The sequence below is a fragment of the Cryobacterium sp. TMT2-17-1 genome, from assembly GCF_004402765.1.
GTDB lineage: Bacteria > Actinomycetota > Actinomycetes > Actinomycetales > Microbacteriaceae > Cryobacterium > Cryobacterium sandaracinum.
This window is the reverse complement of record NZ_SOGC01000033.1, coordinates 23,035-42,430: the sequence shown is the minus strand read 5'-3', so window position 1 is coordinate 42,430 and position 19,396 is coordinate 23,035. Positions and strand designations below refer to the sequence as shown.

Sequence of the window (19,396 nt, the reverse complement as noted above, 5' to 3'; positions counted from 1 at the left end):
GCCGGGGCGCTGGGCGTGCTTGCACTGATCGTTTTACTGACTCTCTCAACCGACGGGATTCGTCAATCCTCGGATCCCGGGTCACCGATCACCCCTCTGTGGGTCGTGCTCGTGCCTCCCTTGGTCGCAATTGCCCTGACACGTGCACTGCCGTGGAGCGCTCCAGCGCTCGAACCTACGGTTTCTAATGCCCGTGCGATTCGACGCAGCGGCATGGCGCTCCTGGTATGCGCGGTCCTCTTTCCCCTGGTCATTGGCATCACGGAAATTGACGACTCGGCCGAGTACTTTCCAGCCAAAGTAGTCATTCTGGACGGGATACCCGCAGCATTGGTGTGGAGATCTTGACGCAATATCAAGATTGCCCGCCCCCGCATGGCCTGGCAGTGGTGGGCGCCGATTGTTCTCATTGTGGTCTGGACAATCCTCTCGCAAGCGAGCCCCTGGATAGCGGTCCCTACTTTTCAAGGCGTGGACCTGGGCTACCTAATCGTTGGCGCAACGCTGACCGCGCTTACCGCTGGCGTGGGCGAGGAACTGTTTTACCGGTACTGGTTGCAGACACGGGCGGAAGCGCTCCTCGGACGCTGGGGCGGCGTCGTTCTGGCATCGTTTGCTTTCGCGATCATGCACCTTGGAGGAGACCGACAAGGCAACGGGCTTCTTGTCGAGATTGCGGCCGTCATCATCGTTCAGGGCTCCTTCGGCATCATGCCACGAGCTGGCGAAGCAACGTCTAACCGGGTACCCGAAATGACGCACTGAGCGTTCCCTCCTGACACCCAACCTGAAAGGCGGGAATAGGTGTGTTCTTGACCCGAAGCCTGCTGATGACTAAGCGCTTGGGTTGCCGATTCGTTCCATCCATGTCTCGGGATACCCAAAGCGGTGAACCCTGATTTGGAATACAACCCGTGCGCATCGTTGGTCGAGAGAGCGATGCGCCGCAGACCAAGCGGCTCGAACTCTTCCAAGACTCCCTTGATGAGGACAGCGCCAATGCCGCGGCCTCGAACCTGGGGGTCGACGAACACATCGCAAAGCCATGCAAAAGTCACTCCATCCGTGATGACCCGCGCGTAGGCGACTTGCTTGTTCGATTCGGTGTCGTAGACGCCGAAGTTTCGTGAGCCGTCTATGGCTGCATCCTGCCGGGCACGTGACCTCCTTGGCGCACAATAGGACTGTTCGCTGATCCAGCGGTGCACTTGGTCACGGTCTATATCGGCAACGTCGGCTGAGAACCTATAGTTCGAATCCATCCGCCCATCTAATCGGTCTTGGGCGGACTGCGCCCGACCAATCGCCGTAATGCAAGGAGTATGCCCGCCCGTCGTTCCTGCAATCATTCAATTAGGCGGAGGGTCGTCGCCAGAGTCTCGCGGAGATGCCGGCGCTGAGAGCGACGAAGACGGCGGCTGCCGCAGCTGTGGTGAGGAAAGTTGAACTCACGTTCCAGCTCTCGACGAGGAAGCCGCTGAGCGCGCTCCCGGCCGCAGCACCGACGTTGTGAGCGGTGTTCACCCACGTTGTTGACTCGGTCTGTCGGGTCGTCCCACCAAAATCGTTGGCTGCAAAATACGCCACGATCATGACCGGGGAAAGGAAAAGTCCAGCGGCCGAAATGACCAGTCCCAGGGAGATCGTCGACGTTGCGAGGCCAGCACCGGCAGAGGCCATAATGAACAATATCGCCAGGATCACGAGTTGGCGCTGCGAGGACACCGTGATCTGAAGAGCGCCATAGGCAAGGCCTCCAACGGCGCTGCCGGCCGCGAACAGGGCGAGGACAACCCCCACCGCTGCGGCATTACCGAGGGTAGCAATCATGGCCGGGACCGCAACGTAGACGGTGCCGACCACAAGGCCGACTGCCAGCACCGGCAGGAGCAGCGCGATGAATCGCGGTTCTGTGAGCAGGGGCGCAGCGCTGGCTGCGTCCCTGCGTGACGCGTCGACCGGGGTCGCGGCCATCGCGGGGGAAGACATCATCAGTGCTGTCCCGACCAGAATCAGTGCGGCAGGGATGAGTAGGGCGGTACTCGGCTCGATGATGACCAAGAGCAGGCCGGACAAGGCGGGGCCGACAAGGTAGAGCAACTCCTCGAGGACTGCGTCCAGACTCAAAGCCTTTTTCAGCAGAACTGGAGTCGGGGTCAACGACGCCCAGGCGACCCGCATTGTCGGGCCCAACGGTGGAGCGAACGCGCCGGGGAGGCCGGCCACCGTCACGCATAACCAGACTGGTGCGCCCGAGCTCGTGAGCAGTGCGAGAGCGACCAAGCTCAACCCGAAAACGCTGCTGAGCAGGAGGAGGACAAGGCGGCGTCCGAATCGATCGATGAGGCGGGCTCTGGCTGGTGCGAGGAAACCGGCACCAGCCCCGTATGCGCCGACCGCTATACCGGCGGCGGAGAAGGACTGAGTCGCTTGTTCAATAGCGAAGAGGAGAGGCAGACCAACGAGAGGATAAGCGAAACGTCCGGTCAGGGCGCTCGAGAAAACAAAAGGGACGTGTTTGAGTCTGAGAACATCCGCGTAGGTCGCGAACAGAGTCGTTGCGGGCATGGTTGAGCTCCGTGAGAAATGGCGCGGCTTTTGCGCGCAGTGAATGAGGACCTGCTAGCTGAAGAAGTCAGCCCGGTCTTCAATCACAGATGGGGAGCATGCCGTAACGATAGCGGACGGGTGGCCAGACCGACGTCCACCCTCCAACACTGACCGACCCGGCTGGCCAGCGGAGATGCCGCGCAAACCGTTCCCTTATGTGTGCCGTGTACCGTCGAGTGATGCCAAGCTACGAAAGCTCCGACGGGTCAGCACTTCACTACGATGACGTGCGCCGCAAGGGCAGCGACGGCGACGAATGCCCGGTTATTCTCCTTGCAGGAGGAGCGGCCCGCCACCCCAGCTACCTTGGTGATCTGGCCGGGCTCAGCGATCGGCACCGGCTCATCGTGCCCCACCTACGAGGTGTCGGACGCACGGCCGCGCCCGATCAGGAAGAGCTGGGTTCGTTCTGGTCTCAAGCCGACGACATCGAACACCTGCGTGTCCATCTCGGCCTCGATCGCGTCGTCCTGGTGGCTCACTCAGCGGGAACGAGAATGGCCATCGCCTACGCGGCCCAATTCGCGCTCCGCGTTGCCAGGTTAGTGCTGATCACTCCTCCGGCGGCTTATCTCGTCGATGAGCCATCCGATGCCCATACGCTGAGCGAGAAGCGGCGCGGAGATTTGGTTTTCGAAGCCGCTTTCGCAGCTTTGGAAGCGGGGCCCCAGACGGTTGACGATGACGGGTTCAACGCCTGGCAACAGGAAACGGCGCCGGCCGGATACTCCAACTGGGGCGCAACAGAGCGATCCCATGCGACCGTCGGGCGATGGAGCCTGCCCGCCACGAAGGCGTATTTCAGTATCGCCCCACCTCGCGACCTCACGGTGCGGCTGGGGCAGGTGTTGGCCCCTGTGTTGGTGATTGCCGGAGCCGAGGACTGCCTCACCGGATTAGCGCCGGTGACCGCGTTGGCACGCCTCTTTCCCACAGGCGAATGCGTGGTCATCGAAGGGAGCGGGCACTACCCGTGGGTCGAACAGCCGGCTGCCTTCCGGGGAGCGATCGACGCGTTCCTCAAGCAGCCGTCCAAATCGCCCGCGACGAGAGGCTGATTGCCCGGAAAAGGTTCCCGACCGAGAACTGGCTAGAGTCCGAAGCCACCGTCCGTCGTCAGGACCTGCCCGACGATCCATCGGCCTTCATCAGTGGCGAGCCATCCGATCAAACGCGCGGGGTCGGCGGGAAACCCGAAACGTCCGAACGGAGTGTTCCGCACGAATTCTTGAATCTCCTCAAGCGGGCGATCCGTCGTTTCCGGATCCAGATATCCCGTATTGACGGGTCCGGGGTTGATGGTGGTGAGAATGATGCCCCGCGCCAAGAGTTCGCTGGCCACGTTGGTGTGACCCCAGCCCGGGCTGCCTTGCTTGCCGCATAGGTAACCTCGCCCTGCATCGCGCCGTGGAGCTGACCCGACGTCATCCAGATGACTCGACCAGTCGCGAATTCGTCGACCGGGACGGCGTGCTCGGGTCGTTCTCCCGGACGTCTTGGTGCGGTGTCTCTGTGACCGGAGAACTGCTCAGCGAACGCTCTTGTCAGCAGAAGCGTGGAGCGGGTGTTGACCTGCCAGTGACCATCGAGCAGCTCCGGGGTCATGTCGAAGATGGCGCCATCGCTCCCGCTGCGGGCGTGGTTACAGACGAGGATGTCGACTCCCCCGGTGAGCCCGCAGGCAGCCTCCATAAGCAGGCTGGCTGAATCCGGCACGGCCAAGTCGAGGCTTACGTCACCGAAGACTGCGTCTGCAATCTGCGCTGATGTGATGCCTACTAGGACCTCGCCGAGGTCGTCGCTTCCCCAGGGCTGTTCGTCGTCGTGGGGCGAATAGTGCTGAATGAAAACGTTAGCGCCGAGTTCGGCGAAGTGATGGGCCACGGCAAATCCGATGCCCTTGCGACGCGATACGCCCGTCACGAGTGCGGTCTTGCGGAGGAGGGGCAATGAGGAAAACGGCATGTGGAGACTCCAATATGTGTAGTGAAAAACAGCAAGAAGAAGGGATGCTGGCCCGCTGACGCGCGGACTCACTACTGGGCGTCATGCCCTACAAAACCACGTATCTGCCGCACATGCAGTTGAAACTAGCTCTCCCCCGGCCTCGTCAGCAATGGGATCGTCCTGTTTGCCCGCCAACGCAAGGTCAGCACCCTCAACATCGCCACCCTCGGCTCCCTCCTCGAATGGCGCGCCATCGTCTTTAGCTCCAAATGCCGACCCATCATGGTCAACACTGGCCGCTGGTTCCGCGATAATACCCTCACCACCATCATCAACCGCACCCCGACCAGGACACCAAACCCCACGCCAGCGCCGATCCCAGCGCCGGATGACACCACTGCAGCGGAGGCGGCAGCTCATGGCTAAGCACGACGATTACGACTCGGCCCACCCCGAAGACGACGCGGTCGACGTCCGATTGGCCCTGACCCCAGCGAGTCAACAACGAGCTCTTAGCGTTAGGCATAAAGTTCAGATACCTGACCAAACTTTTTATTCGGCGCTGGCCGGCTAGCGCGGCTAGGTTTCTATATCCCGGGTCACGCTGATCATGACCTGGTAATTATCGTCAACGGGTCGGTTGACGATCATTGTGGGTGATGCTGCGCAGGGTCGTGTTCATTTTCGGGCCTATCTGCTTCGTGGCGCGATAGCTCAGCTTGTCGCGATGAAAGTGTCCCCTTCTGATTTGAGCAAGAACGGCACTGTACCTGGTGCGATGTATGCGGCTTCTCCCTGCTTTAGCACCCAAACGTTGCTGCCTTGGGTGACGGTCGTGGATCCAGTAGTCGCGAAGACCACGGCAGATTCGTTCGGGATGAAGTTGACCGTTGTGCCGGCATCGGCCCTCATGACTTGGAAGTCGGAAACGGGTACGTGGTACTCCACGAAGCCGTCGACACGGGTAACCGGCTTAACGTACGGGACGCGTGTAGGCCGGAAATCCAGCACCCGCAAGAGCTCTGGGACATCGATGTTCTTGCTCGTGAGCCCACCCCGAACGACGTTATCGCTGGCGGCCATAATCTCAACGCCCAGGCCTGCAACGTGGGCGTGGATGTTTCCAGCGGGCAGGAAGAGTGCCTCGTTTTTTCGAAGGCTCACGAAATTGAGTAGGGCCGCGATCGCGATCCCTTGGTCCCCGGGGTAGCACTTGTCGAGGCTTAGCAATAGCTGGGCCTCGGCTGCCCAGACCTGGCTATCGTTCGATCGTGAGGCGCCGACGAGCGCCCTTACTAGAGTAGCGGGCTGACGTGTGAGGACAGCCCTGACCGTCGGTTCGATCCCGACGTTTTCGAGCTGGTCCCGGAACCCCTCAATGAGGATTGACGGCCTCGCGTCTGCGAGGGCTGCAAGGTGTTGTAGGAGCTTCAGAGACTGGTCAATAGCGCGGAATCCGCAGAGTGCTTGAAACCCATCGGCTAAGGCCACGATGAGCTCAGGCTTGTGCCATTCATCTTTGTAGTTGCGATCTGGGGCGTCTCTCGGTACCCCTCGTCGATTCTCTTCGGCGTAGCCCTCTCGGGCGCGTTCGAGGGACGGGTGTGCCTGCAGGGAGAGCGGCTTTGCGGCGGCGAGAATTTTGAACAGGAACGGCAGCCGGGTCCGTTCGCCCAGCGCTGCCTCCGGTTGTGTTGCGATCCACTCGTTCAGCGTGGCCGGCTGGCCGGCATGAGGATCAAGGATGTAGGTGGTGCTGTCCGGGTGGGCCCCCATCCAGAGCTCCGCCTGCGGTGACCCGTCGGGCGCGACGCCGAGAAGCTGCGGAAGAGCCGTGGTGGACCCCCAAGCGTAGGTCTTCGGCGTAGCGGTAATTCGGTTGAACATGGTGACTCCAAGGGACGGTAGTTGTACCAGGAGAACTCGAGAGGATGGCGAAGGGAAGCGGACGCTCATCTGCGATGCGTTAGATTACGGAGCGCTCAACTGGGGGATTTGGTCATGTACGATTCATCGGCCAGTCGGCGAATATTGTCACGCGGGGCGTCTGCCAGCCGGGTGGGGCTGTCAAGAATTAGTGTGCTTCGGCGGTTGGGCTCGTATTCTGGCCAGTAGTCGAGAGCACCTGTCGTTGCAAAAGCGACCCAATATTGGCTAATGACGTCGCGCAGGGAGTATGGGGCGTTGAGCCCCGCTTCAGCGCGGGCCCGTTGCGAGTCATCGACGTGGCGGAAAAGAAAGGGCAATTCGAGGGAATGCCCGGCCCCTCTAGCCCACGTTGCGTCCTGTTGTTCCCAAACGAAGAGATATGACCTCGTCGAGCCAGTCGCCTGTGTACGCGCGTCAAGAAGGCGCTGGCTAGGTTGGCGGTATGTGGTGTCCGTAAGGCAGGCTTCGAGTAGTTCAGCGGGTGTTGCGCCGCGGCCGGTGTCGAGTTGAAAGGCATCCCTGTAAGCCTCGAATCGGCTGAGGGATCTTTCTCCGAGTGGTTCTTTGGACAGCAGTGTGCTGAGGGAGCCATCTAGGACTGCTTGTGACGCGTGTGTGCCGCGTTCACGCAGATCCACGTGCCCGCTTGCCTCGTTCAGGTTCGTTCCCACGATCAGGTCAATGGCCGCCGACGCTCCCCCAGCGACAGCGGCCACAGGGTTGCTCAGCAGCAGACGCCCATCAATCGATGGGCGAAAGACCGGAACAGGTTGGGGTCGCCCGGCGGAGTGCTTTGCAAGCAGGTGTTGTTGCGCGCGGATAATAGTGGACCACGGCAGGTCGATGATGCCGGCGGGATCGCCGCCGAGGTGGAGCAGATCGAGCAGTTCGTCGGTTACGGCCTCTCCGTAGGCACGTGAGCCCACCCGTTCGGGATCTCCGCTTTGGACGATGGCGCGGCGCATCAGCCCTGCCGCGCGTGGTGATGCGAGAAGGGTGGCGACCATGGTCGCCCCCGCGGACTGGCCGGCGACGGTGACGTTAAGGGGATCACCGCCGAATTGGGCGATGCTGTCGCGCACCCATTCGAGCGCGGAGATGATGTCGACCAGCGCGAGGTTGCCGGATTGGCTGTAGTCCGGACCGAGCAGGTGGTCGAGAGTGAGGTATCCCAGGGCGCCGAGGCGATAGTTGATTGAGACGACGACGATTCCGCCAGACGCAGCAAGGCGTACACCGTCGCGAAGTGGGTCGGCGTTAGACCCGGAGATGTGCAGGCCACCGTGTATCCAGACGAACACAGGCAGTTTGTGCGCCGACGGATCAGGCGTCCAGACGTTCAGGTTCAGGCAGTCGCGCTCATTGATGAGTAGCCCGCCAGGGTCGTCGACGTGCTGGGGCGAAGCTGGTCCGGCTTGTACGGCGTCTCGAGTGCCTTTCCACGGTTCGACGAGACGTCCGGGTCGGAACCGTTGGGTTGCCACGCGGTACGGGACACCGCGAAACGCAGCCGCTACACCGTCGGGCGTGGTGACGACGCGGCCGCGGAGAATACCGTCTGGTGTGTGGACTAGCGAAGCTGTGGAGTCAGCCACGGTCGATGGCTGATTGATGGAGGACTGGTCCGTGTCCGGGCGACAGCGTGCTTTGCAGGACCAATGAAGACGCGCCGATGGCGGCCGCGTCGCGCGGATTTGCAGAGAGTTCGACGCTGATGGGATGTGCGCGGCGGGCGAATCTCTGCGACTCGAGCCGGGCTCTGATGACGCGGGTGTAAATGGACCCGGCGATGGCGACGCCGGGTCCAGTCAATATGAGGGCGTCGAGATCGAATAGATTCGCCAGAGTCACGGCGCCCTCGGCCAGGTACGCCGCGGATCGTTGTAGGAGTTTGCCGGCTGCAGCGTGTCCGTTGATGGCGGCGAGTCCTATGACGTCGAACTCGCGGGCATTCCGTTCGATTTCGAAGGTGAGGTCCAGGTCGTCGAATGCATGCTTATTCTCCGCTGCTTCCTTGACCACGGCCGATGGGGCGGCGTAGCGTTCCAGGCAGCCGATGTTGCCACAGAAGCACTCGCGACCGCCGGGAACGACCGTTACGTGACCGATCTCAACCGCGTTGGAGCTTGCACCCCGGTACAACGCCCCGTCGAGCACGACCCCGGCACCAATTCCCGACCCGATGTATATGCTGCCGAAAGTCTCGTGCCGGGAGACGCCGCGGCTCCAAAACTCGCCTATCCCCGCCGCAGCGGCGTCGTTCTCGACGAGTAAGGGGACACCGATCCCGGAGCCGATTTCCTCGCGCAGCGGGAAGTCCCGCCAATGTTGGAGCGTCGGAGGGCCAAGCACTCGTCCTGCTTTCTGGTCGATCGGCCCCGGGGCGACGACGGCGGCGCCGGCAATCGTGGTTCGGTCCAGCCCGCTCCCGCGTACAAAGTTTTCGTACCCGCGAACGATGCGGCGAGTGACCTCCTCTGGCGGGTCCAGTGCCGCACCGTCGATCTGTTGGCGTGCGATGACGCCACCCGCGGTGTCGGTGGCCACGAGGGTAATCGCCTCGAAAGCGAGCTGAATGCCGACCGCGATGCGAGCACGGGCGTTGATCTCGAGCATCTGGCGCGGCTTACCGCCGGTTGCGGTGGATCCAGTTAAACGGACTATTCCGTCGGTCAGTAATTTGCGCACGATCAGAGAGATCGCCGGCTGCGTCAACCCGGTCGCCGCAGTCAATTCGACACGACTAATCGGACCGGAGGAGCGGATCAAGTCGACAACTAGGGCCCGGCTGCCCGGCGCCGCCGCTGTGGCCTCAGGACGAGCCATCGTTTCTCCTCTCGATCTGCTCGCTAGCGTACGGTAAAGCAGCAGGCGCACCGGTCTGTCCTCTGGCAACCGGTGTGTCACCATTCTGCCGACTGCTGCTGCGGCGGCATGAGTGCATGAGGCACCTACGCTGGAGATGTCTAACCGAAAGTAGGACCCCGTGAGCGATTTCCCCTTGCTGCGCCCGATCGGCCTCGCCCTCGTTCGGGCGACGGAGATCATGGGCGCAGAGCCGTATTTCCATGAGTTCATTGCGGGCGTGGAGCGGGCCGTGCGACCTGCAGGATATTCGGTTCTCTTGAATGTGCTTCCAGATACGGAAGCGGAGGCGAAGGCGTACCGCCGATGGAGCGCCGACGGCGAAGTGAGCGGCGTCATTCTTGTCGACCTCACTGTCAACGACCCTCGACCCCAGCTGGTCCACGCGCTTGGCTTGCCCGCGATTGTCGTTGGCCCGCCCACGGCAGCTCCGGGCTTTCGAGCCGTATGGACCAATGACGATATGGCCATGCGCGATGCCGTCGAATATCTTGCCGGACTCGGCCATATCCGGATTGCTCACGTCGGCGGCCCCGCCAATCTGCTGCATAGCCAAATCCGGCGCGACGTCTTCCTCAACGAATGCGCACGTCTCGGTATCGAACCGATCGAGCAAAACGGTGACTACTCCCGCGAATCCGGCGGGCGCTGCATCAGCGCCCTGATCAGGCACAAGAAGCCACCGACTGCCGCCATCCTTGACAATGATCTGATGGCGCTCGGTGCGCTGGACTCGGCGCAAGAGCTGGGGATCTCGGTTCCAGGTGCCCTTTCCCTGCTTGCCTGGGACGACTCCGCGCAATGCCAACTGAGCGAGCCCTCGCTGTCGGCGGTATCGCATGATGTCCAGGTCATCGGAATGCTCGCCGGTCAGGGACTGCTCGAAGAGATTGTCTCGGTCTCGGGGCAATCCATCGCGAGTCCCCCGGTGGTAGTCGTCGCCCGCGAATCGACCGGGGCGCCGATATTGAACGTTTCGAGCTAGCCGTCGAATCTCTTGCATGAGAATACCTCCTCAAAAAGTATTACATAAGTAATTTATATATGTTCTTGACTCCTGCTAACCAATCCGCGACCATGGGTTACGCCACAGCACCGTGCACTCGCTCGGACCGCTCGGCAACAGATACGTCCCCGGTCGAAGGAGCCCTGGCAAAACATGAAATCTGCCACCCACCAGTCCGCGTCACCGCGGCAGCAACATCGCTCATCCATTGCGGGACTAGCTCTCGTTGCGATTACCGCCGCGTCCCTCGTCGTAGCCGCTCCCGCCGGCGCCACCGAGAAGGGGTCCGACTGGAAGAACGAAAACAAGGCCTTCGTGCAACGCGATGGAAGCTCTCTGACCCTCGATGGCGAGCAATTCCGCGCTAGCGGAACCAACATCTACTGGCTCGGTCTCGATGAAAACGTCGGCGGAGTCGACTACCCGACGTTCTTCCGGATCAAGGACGCACTGGATACCGCCGCTGTGATGGGCATCACCGTGGTGCGTTCGCACATGACCACGTCTACCAGTCAGGACAATGCAGATCCGCTGGCGCTCATGCCTAAACTCGGTCAGTACAACGATGAGGCCTTCCGCACCATTGACTTTGCCGTGGCCTACGCCGGAACACTGGGCATCCGCTTGGTGCTACCTCTGACCGACGAGTGGGAGTATTACCACGGAGGCCACCGCGATTTCACAACTCCGCTCGGGCTTAACGCAGACCAGTTCTACTCTGACCCATCCGCCATCGCCGCCTACCAGGACTACGTAGACCACATCCTGACGCACACCAACTCGATCACCGGTACACGCTTCGTTGACGACCCGACGATCATGGCCTGGGAGCTCGGCAACGAACTCGAGGGAATGACCCTCGATTGGATCAACAGCCAGGTCGCCCATATTAAGGATCGGGCTCCGCAGCAGCTCGTCGCAGCGGGTCGCCGCTTCGACATTGACCCGGACACCCTCGCGGCCCCCGACCTCGACATCGTTGACGTTCACTACTACCCTCCAACGGCCGAGCGTGTCTCCGCCGACGCCGCAGTCGTTGCTGCCGCCGGCAAGATTTACATCGCGGGCGAGTACGCCTCCACGGCCGCCACCGGAGAACTCCTGGATGCCGCGGCCGCCGATCCGAACGTCTCTGGCATGTTCTTTTGGTCGCTCTTCGGCAACAACGACCGCGGCGGCCAGGTCCAGCACGACGACGGATTCACCCTTCACTATCCGGGAGTCTTGGAGCGGGCGAAAGAAAACGTCGCCGCCATCCAGCACTACAGCGCCGCGACAGGAAGCGAGCCGGGTCGTCTCAAAATCGGCATTCCTCTCATAACCACAATCGATCAGAATTACGGTATCAACGTGGTCGCCTGGCGCGGGACAGCGGGTGCTGCCGGATACATCGTGCAGCGTTCAACCGACGGGGGAAAATGGGCCGACGTGACTGACGGGCCGGTGTCCGCCTCAGCGTCACCCGTCACCGATTACGAATCTCCGGATGGTGCCGCCTACCGGGTGATCCCGGTCGACGCCAATGACCGACGCCGGACTGCCTCCGACGCGGTCGCGGCACCCAATGAAGGAGCTGTCCTCGTCGACCCGCTTGAAAGCTGGTCACTTACTTCCACACACGACGGGACCGACATCCTCGCCACACCTGCCGGCGGCGTTGCCGCAGGCACAAAGGGCGGCACCGCCAGCATCACCTGGGAGAGCGATGGTCTCCTCAGCGCGACGTTCAAGGTCACCGATTCTAAATCTGTCGTCGTGTCCACGAGCGTCGATGGAGTCAACTGGACTGACGTTCCTACCAAAAACGTGGTGCGAGCAGGGCACCGCTTCGTGATCGCGAACGGTCTATCCGGAGACGCCGTTCGCCTGAGCTGGAAGGGCAACGGCAAGGTTGAACGCGCCACCATCACTAGCGCAGCAGTGACTATCGCATTGTTCGACCCCCTGAACGACTTCTCGAAGACTGCGCAACACAACGGGAACCTCTCGTTCGACAGCAGCAACCCGACATCATTCGGCGGCGATACCTCACGGGTGAAACGCGACAGCAGTAACCTGGCAAGTCTCTCCTGGGCGTTTGATGACATCAGCGGCGCCAACATCGACGCGTGGTATTGGCCCGACCAAGCCGTGGCCGCGCTCACGGTCGAGGGCTCCGCCGATGGGTCTACCTGGACAACTCTGCAAACGCAGACGCGCGCCGGTGTTGGAAATTGGAAGCCCTACACCTACAGTGTCGAGGACTTGACGGGCGTCAACCATCTCCGAGTTTCCTGGCCCCAGTTCGCGGGCGAAATCTGGACCCCCCAGATTGGCTCGGTCAGTATCTACTCTCCCAACGCAGCACCACTGACTGCACCCGGAGCGGTGGAGCTCGGAACTCCCGCAGCCGCCGCGGCATCGGTCACCGCCACACCAGCCTTCTCTTGGGAATCCGCCGTCTCCGCCGCCTACTACCGGTTCGAGCTCTGGAAGACAAACGCCCCCGGTACGCCCGTTACGTCCGCAACCGGCTTAACCGCGACGGGATATCGGCCGGCTCTCGAGCTGGACCCGGAGACCACCTACTCATGGCAGGTGACCGCGGTGAATGGCGCCGGATCGACAGCGTCAGAACGGCGCGACTTCTTTACCGCAGCCCTACCCACTGAACCCACAGTTGTCGACGACTTCGACGACTACGCAGCTGATTCGGACCTGCAGGCCGCTTACGTCCGAAATGCTGGTGGCGGCGCAATCAACCTCTCGCTCACCGCGAACGACGCCAACGGTACCAGGGCTGCTCAGTTCGATTACGATCTGGGTACCGCGGGCTACGCCGGCACTGCAAAGACCTTTAGCGGCGCACAAAACTGGTGGGGATACTCCGGTCTAACCCTGAACATCGATGCCGACGTCAGCAACTCCCTCTCAGTGCAGTTCGTCGCGAACGGCGCCTACTGGGAAGCGTCTGTGACGCCACTGACTAACGGACCACAGACAGTCAATATCCCCTTCACTGACTTCGCGCCACCGTCGTGGGCACCACAGGCCGATCTTGACCTCACCTCCGTCACCCAGTTCGCGCTGTATATCAACGGGACTGGCACGGGAACCATGACTATCGACGACATCACCACCGTCGTGGTCGCCCACTAACACCAACCTGCTTCTACCCCTCTGTACATCAATCCGAACGCCCCGGCGCCGATGACGGCGACGGCCAACCAAGGAGAATCATCGTGCAACACACGCCACACACCCGACGAAACGCACTGATGGGCGCTACGGCCATCGCTGTGACGGCCGCACTTGCCCTTACCGGATGCACCGGCAACTCCGCAGCCAACGACTCTGGAGAACCGGCCGGCGAGATCACCGTGCTCACCAACCGCACCGACCTCGTTGACACCACCTTCGCCGACTATGCCGAGACCTTCGAGAAGAAGTATCCGGGTACCACGGTGAAGTTCGAGGCTCTCACCGATTACGAGGGCGACACGAAGATCCGCCTCAACTCCAAGGATTTCGGCGACGTTCTGCTCATCCCCAGCTCAAACGTCACCAAAGACAAGTTCGCGAACTACTTTGAGCCTCTCGGCTCGACTGAAGACCTGGCAAAGAAGTACCGCTTCACCAACGAAGGCTCCTTCGACGGCACCGCCTACGGCATCTCCACCTTCGGCTCAGCGATGGGCTACGTTTTTAACCGCGATGTCTGGGCAGATGCTGGCATAACAAGTCCCCCAACGACGGAGGCCGAATACCTGGCGGCTCTGAAGAAAATCAAGGACAACGGCGTCACTCCTTACTACACCAACTACAAGGACGGCTGGCCACTGGCCACGATCGAGGGCAATCTCGGAACCGTTCAGGGCGCCGACGTGCGCAGCCAGATGATCGCTGACGATGCCCCCTGGACGGAAGGTAACGACCAGTTCAACATCGACGGTCTGCTCTTTGACACGGTCGCGGCTGGCCTCAGCGAGGATGACCCCACCACTACCAACTGGGAGGAATCCAAAGACCTCCTCGCCACCGGCAAGATCGGTTCGATGGTTCTTGGTTCGTGGGCCGTCGCGCAGATGCAGGATGCGGCAGAAAAGGCCGGCGAATCGCGCGACCTCATTGGCTTCTGGCCGATGCCCTGGGCGCAGGACGGCACGTTCACCTCGGTGACCGCGTCCGACAAATTCCTCGCGATCAACAAGAACTCCGAGAACAAGGCCACTGCCCGTGCCTGGGTCGACTGGTTCACAGATGAGTCCGGATTCGCCGCGAGCCAGGGCGCGATCAGCCCCGTCATCGACGCCGCTGCTCCCGATACCCTCTCCGACTTCACCGAGATCGGCGTTGAGTACCTCGAGCTCGCTCCGGACCCGGTCGGCAAAGAGGCCGTCATCACCGATATCGCCAACGAGGCCGAGATCGACCTCTTCGGCAACTCCTACCGCCAGGGGCTCATTGACGCCGCCCGCGGCGCGGGAGACGGCGACAAGAAGTCACTATTCGATGACTTGAACGAGCGCTGGGCTACCGCCCGCGCCGCCGTCGTCGAATAAACGACTCGACGGGCGGTCCGCCTAGCAGCGGGCCGCCCGTTTCCTCCCACCTTCAACCGCATCCCCCGAAGATGCCGAAAGGATCGACATGTCGATCACCGACACTCCTTCCCTCGAGGTGGGAGCCAGCAAACGGATCCGGCCGGAACGCAAACAGCGGCTGGCCGGCCGACGGATCACGCCGTGGCTGTTCCTGGCAGTCCCGCTTGCGTTCCTCATCGTTCTCACCTACATCCCCGTCGCGAATATGTTCTGGTACAGCGTCACTGACTGGGACGGCCTTGATCCAGAGAAAAGCTTGGTCGGGCTCGACAACTACATCAAAATCTTCACTGAACCGGAGATCTTCCGCGTCTTCTTGGTCAGCCTCTTCTACCTTGCCGGCGCCATCGCCCAACTCGGCTTAGCGCTGTTCTTCGCGGCCCTGCTGAGCTTTCAGACACGGTTCCGTAACTTCTTTAAGGGCGTTATCTTCTTCCCATACCTGATCAACGGTGTCGCGATCGGGCTGATGTTTCTGTACTTTTTCCGTCCTGACGGGACGCTTGACGCCGTCCTCGGCGCTTTCGGCGTGCAGAACACCCCGCAGTGGCTTGGCGATCCGTCGGTTGTCAACACGTCGCTGGCTGCGACCTCAGTGTGGCGATACATGGGGTTGAACTTCGTACTTTTCCTCGGCGCCATCCAATCCGTTCCTGCGGAGCAGTACGAAGCGGCTGATCTGGACGGGGCGAACTCTTGGGACAAGTTCCGGTACATCATCGTGCCGAGCATCCGGCGCATCCTGGGCCTGTCGTTCATTCTCGCCATCGCGGGTGCCCTCTCGGCGTTCGAAATGCCCTACATCATGACCGGCGGTGCCAACGGTTCTGAGACGTTCGTCATCCAAACCGTCGACACCGCATTCCGCTACTCCAAGGTAGGTCTCGCCTCGGCGATGGCTGTTGTCCTCCTCGCAATTGTCCTCATCATTACCGCAGTGCAACGACGCGTCTTCCCCGACGAGAAAGCGGGCCAGGAATGACCAGCACCCAGCCCAGCCCAGTGGACGCCACGGGACTGCCCGTGACGGACCACGCAATCGCAGCGTCTGGGAGTTCGGGTACGAAGAGCCCCCGTCGGCGACGCCGTGCAGGTGGATTTTTCGGCCGGCTTGGCAAGTACGCGTCCCTGGTCATCGCCTGCCTGTTCGCGCTAATTCCGATCGTGACGATATTCATGCTCGCCTTCAAGACGTCTGCGGAGTATCGGAGCACGGGTCCCCTCGTTCCCCCGAGCAACTGGTTCAACTTCGACAACTTCGTCATCGCCTTCACCCAGGGCGACATGATCACCGGATTCGTGAACACGGCAATCATCCTCGTGATCTCGATCACTGGCACTGTGCTCATCGGTACCATGGCTGCGTACGCTATCGACCGGTTCCGATTCCGCGGCCGGTCCCTGGTCACCGCACTGTTTCTGCTCGCGACCCTCGTCCCGTCCGTTACCACCCAGGTGGCGACCTTCCAGGTCATCAACGCCCTCGATCTTTTCAACACCCGATGGTCGGCCATCCTTCTGTTCACCGGCACTGATATCGTCGCGATCTACATTTTCCTGCAGTTCATGCAGTCGATCCCGATCTCCCTCGATGAGGCCGCCACGCTCGACGGTGCCAGTCGATTCACCGTGTACTGGAAAATCATCCTGCCGCTGCTAAGACCCGCCGTTGCCACGGTCGTGATTATCAAGGGCATTGCCGTCTACAACGAGTTCTACATCCCCTTCCTCTATATGCCCTCACGGGATCTTGGCGTGATTTCCACGTCCCTCTTCCGATTCATGGGCCCATTCGGGGCGCAGTGGGAAGTCATCGCCGCCGGAACCATCCTCGTCATCGTTCCCACGCTCATCGCCTTTCTCTTCCTTCAGCGTTTCATCTACAACGGACTCACCTCAGGAGCAACAAAGTGACCGACACCATCACCGATCCGACTCTCATAAGCGCGGCCGTGCGCCCCCTGCACGACGGCTGGAGCGTCCGCGCGCAGCGCGGCCCCATCCCTTCCTCGGTAGCCAGAAAGTCATTCCCCGCAACTGTCCCAGGACTGGTACACACCGATCTGCTTGCCGCGAACCTGATCCCCGACCCCTACCTCGATCAGAACGAGAAGAAGGTGACCTGGATCGGCGAAAGCGACTGGGAATACACCACAACATTCGAGTGGACTGCCGACGGGCACGACCGCCACGAGTTGGTCTTCGAGGGACTGGACACTATCGCCACGGTAACCCTCAACGGTCATCAGATCGCTACCACCCGCAACCAGCACCGCACCTACCGCCTCGCGATTGATGAACTTCTCATCGATGGACCGAACGAGCTTTCCGTGTTCTTCGCCTCCCCCGTTGCTGAAGCCGACCGGGCCAGCCTCGAAATCGGCTACCGGCCGCACACCTACACCCACCCCTTCAACGCCATCCGCAAGGCCGCCTGTAACTTCGGCTGGGACTGGGGATTGGATGCGGCATCCGTCGGCATCTGGAAGCCCGTATCTCTGCACGCCTGGAGCACCGCACGGTTGGCGACGGTGCGACCCGTGGTGGTCGTCGACGAGTCAACCGGGCGAGTCAGCGTGAACGTGGCCATCGACCGCACCTCCGACGAACCAGTCGTCCTCACGGCAAGCATCGCCGGGGAGAGGTCCTCAGCCACCATCCCCGCTGGCAGCACGACAGCAACAGTCGAGATTGCCATCGCCAACGTTGATCTGTGGTGGCCACGCGGATTCGGAGACCAGCCCCTGTATGACCTCGCCGTGGACGCGAGCGTGAGCGGCGCCTTCGTCGACACCTGGACCACCCGGATCGGCTTCCGCACCATCGAAGTGCAACTTGAGCCAGACGCTGAAGGTTCCTCCTTCCGATTTGTCGTGAACGGCGAACCGGTATGGATCCGAGGCGCGAACTGGATCCCGGACGACGCCTTCATCACCCGCGTCGACCGCGCCCGCCTGGCACGGCGAATGGACCAGGCGGAATTCGCCAACATGAACCTGCTGCGCATCTGGGGTGGCGGCTACTTCGAGTCCGACGACTTCTACGAACTTTGCGACGAGCGCGGCATCCTGGTCTGGCAGGACTTCCTGTTTGCCTGCGCCTCTTACGCCGAGGAGGAGCCGCTGTGGAGCGAGGTCGAAGCTGAAGTCCGCGACAACGTGACTCGGATCATGCCACACGCGAGCCTGGCTCTCTGGAACGGCAACAACGAGAACATCTGGGGCTACGAGGAATGGGGATGGGCCAAGCGCCTGCAGGGACGCACCTGGGGGCTGGGGTACTACCTCGACCTCCTCCCCCGCCTCGTCTCCGAACTCGACCCCGGCCGCGCCTACACGCCTGGAAGCCCCTGGTCGGGCGACCCGGAAATTTTTGCCAACGACTACAACCACGGATCAGTGCACCTGTGGGAGCTGTGGAACAGAGTTGACTACCCGGCCTACCGCGACATCCACTCCCGATTCGTCGCTGAGTTCGGCTGGCAAGGCCCGGCATCCTGGTCGAGCATCCAACGGTCGATTTCTGACAACCCCCTCACCCCGGAGTCGCCCGGCATGATCCATCACCAAAAGGCGACGGACGGCAACGACAAGCTCACCGACGGCCTCGTCGCGCACCTACCCCTTCCGGACAACACCGAGGACTGGCACTGGGCCATGTCCCTCAACCAGGCGCTCGCAGTCACCCTCGCAATCGAGCACATGCGATCAGAGAGTCCTCGGTGCATGGGCTCTATCGTGTGGCAGCTCAACGACTGCTGGCCGGTCACGTCCTGGGCCGCCATCGACGGTTACGGTGTCGCCAAACCGCTGCTCTACGCGCTCAAGCACGTCTACCAGGACCGCCTTCTGACCGTCCAGCCACGCGCAGACTCTCTCGCAACCGTCGCCGTCAACGACAGCGCCGAGGACTGGGATGGTGAGTACGTGATCCGTCGCCTACGGTTCGACGGGACCGTCCTTGCCGAGAACCGGCAGGACGTGCACGTCGACGCGCGTTCCGCAGCGACGATCGCGATCGATGAGGAGACCGGCACACCTGGAGACGTTAACGATGAGCTGTTGGTCGTCGACTTCGGTGACACGCGTGCATTCTGGTTCTTCGCCGAGTATCGCGACTCCGCCCTCGAAGCCGCCCGCCTGTCGACCACAGTCAAGACGGTCGACGGAGGTGTGGACGTCACGGTGACAGCGGACAACCTCGTCCGCGACATCACTCTGCTGATCGACAAGGTCGACCCCCAGGCAGTCGTAGACGATCAGCTCGTCACCCTGCTCCCGGGCGAGTCCGTCACCTTACATGTCACTACTGACCGCCCAATCGATTTTCGCCAACTGGTGTCAGACCGGGTACTTCGCACCGCCAACCAGCTCGTGGCGGACTGGGCTTAGTTCACCGTCACACACGAGGCCTGACGGATGCCCCCATCCGCCGGGCCTCGTGTGCCCGGATGCGT

The 19,396-nt window shown here is 61.7% G+C and carries 14 protein-coding genes and 1 pseudogene; 8 read left to right on the top strand and 7 right to left on the bottom strand.

Going from position 1 to position 19,396, the window contains the following annotated elements:
* The first annotated feature begins 471 nt into the window (after positions 1-471).
* Positions 472-765 carry a CPBP family intramembrane glutamic endopeptidase gene (locus tag E3O47_RS08710; RefSeq protein ID WP_166784743.1) on the top strand — a complete coding sequence of 98 codons (294 nt, stop codon included), beginning with the start codon at positions 472-474 and terminating at the stop codon, positions 763-765.
* On the opposite strand, the gene E3O47_RS08705 is transcribed toward E3O47_RS08710, so the two are convergent.
* On the bottom strand, positions 693-1,262 hold the full coding sequence (locus E3O47_RS08705) for a GNAT family N-acetyltransferase (RefSeq protein ID WP_134420239.1): 570 nt from the start codon (positions 1,260-1,262) through the stop codon (positions 693-695). The two genes, E3O47_RS08710 and E3O47_RS08705, sit on opposite strands and share 73 nt — an antisense overlap.
* Positions 1,263-1,353: 91 nt before the next feature.
* Entirely contained in the window at positions 1,354-2,568 is a 1,215-nt protein-coding gene (locus tag E3O47_RS08700) for an MFS transporter (RefSeq protein ID WP_134420237.1), read from the bottom strand.
* A 221-nt stretch (positions 2,569-2,789) separates the two neighbouring features.
* Between E3O47_RS08700 and E3O47_RS08695 the strand changes: the two genes are divergently transcribed.
* Complete coding sequence (locus E3O47_RS08695) at positions 2,790-3,668, top strand: alpha/beta hydrolase (protein WP_134420235.1); 879 nt, start codon at positions 2,790-2,792, stop codon at positions 3,666-3,668.
* A gap of 32 nt (positions 3,669-3,700) precedes the next feature.
* Here the strand turns inward: E3O47_RS08695 and E3O47_RS16545 are convergent, their stop codons facing one another.
* From E3O47_RS16545 to E3O47_RS08675, 5 genes and pseudogenes are all read right to left on the bottom strand, one after another.
* Positions 3,701-3,952, bottom strand: a complete 252-nt coding sequence (locus E3O47_RS16545; protein WP_241973010.1) for an SDR family oxidoreductase — start codon at positions 3,950-3,952, stop codon at positions 3,701-3,703.
* A 236-nt stretch (positions 3,953-4,188) separates the two neighbouring features.
* Positions 4,189-4,575, bottom strand: a pseudogene (locus E3O47_RS16540) (SDR family oxidoreductase); the annotation flags it as partial.
* A 696-nt stretch (positions 4,576-5,271) separates the two neighbouring features.
* On the bottom strand, positions 5,272-6,444 hold the full coding sequence (manA, locus tag E3O47_RS08685; protein ID WP_166785358.1) for a mannose-6-phosphate isomerase, class I: 1,173 nt from the start codon (positions 6,442-6,444) through the stop codon (positions 5,272-5,274).
* Positions 6,445-6,539: 95 nt separating this feature from the next.
* Positions 6,540-8,081 carry a carboxylesterase family protein gene (locus E3O47_RS08680; protein ID WP_166785357.1) on the bottom strand — a complete coding sequence of 514 codons (1,542 nt, stop codon included), beginning with the start codon at positions 8,079-8,081 and terminating at the stop codon, positions 6,540-6,542.
* Positions 8,074-9,255, bottom strand: a complete 1,182-nt coding sequence (locus E3O47_RS08675; protein WP_198418024.1) for an ROK family protein — start codon at positions 9,253-9,255, stop codon at positions 8,074-8,076. Before E3O47_RS08675 ends, E3O47_RS08680 begins: the two co-directional genes overlap by 8 nt.
* A 217-nt stretch (positions 9,256-9,472) precedes the next feature.
* On the opposite strand from E3O47_RS08675, the gene E3O47_RS08670 reads away from it, so the two are divergent.
* From E3O47_RS08670 to E3O47_RS08645, 6 genes are all read left to right on the top strand, one after another.
* Complete coding sequence (locus E3O47_RS08670; RefSeq protein WP_134420229.1) at positions 9,473-10,336, top strand: substrate-binding domain-containing protein; 864 nt, start codon at positions 9,473-9,475, stop codon at positions 10,334-10,336.
* Between the two features lie 174 nt (positions 10,337-10,510).
* Complete coding sequence (locus E3O47_RS08665; RefSeq protein ID WP_134420227.1) at positions 10,511-13,495, top strand: carbohydrate binding domain-containing protein; 2,985 nt, start codon at positions 10,511-10,513, stop codon at positions 13,493-13,495.
* A gap of 83 nt (positions 13,496-13,578) precedes the next feature.
* On the top strand, positions 13,579-14,898 hold the full coding sequence (locus E3O47_RS08660) for an ABC transporter substrate-binding protein (RefSeq protein ID WP_241976919.1): 1,320 nt from the start codon (positions 13,579-13,581) through the stop codon (positions 14,896-14,898).
* An 88-nt stretch (positions 14,899-14,986) separates the two neighbouring features.
* Positions 14,987-15,922 (top strand): sugar ABC transporter permease, encoded by a 936-nt coding sequence (locus tag E3O47_RS08655; protein ID WP_134343074.1) that lies wholly within the window; start codon positions 14,987-14,989, stop codon positions 15,920-15,922.
* Positions 15,919-16,854 (top strand): carbohydrate ABC transporter permease, encoded by a 936-nt coding sequence (locus E3O47_RS08650; protein WP_134343075.1) that lies wholly within the window; start codon positions 15,919-15,921, stop codon positions 16,852-16,854. Before E3O47_RS08655 ends, E3O47_RS08650 begins: the two co-directional genes overlap by 4 nt.
* Positions 16,851-19,331: a glycoside hydrolase family 2 protein gene (locus tag E3O47_RS08645; protein ID WP_241986143.1), complete on the top strand. Its 2,481-nt coding sequence runs from the start codon at positions 16,851-16,853 to the stop codon at positions 19,329-19,331. Before E3O47_RS08650 ends, E3O47_RS08645 begins: the two co-directional genes overlap by 4 nt.
* The last annotated feature ends 65 nt before the right edge of the window (positions 19,332-19,396 follow it).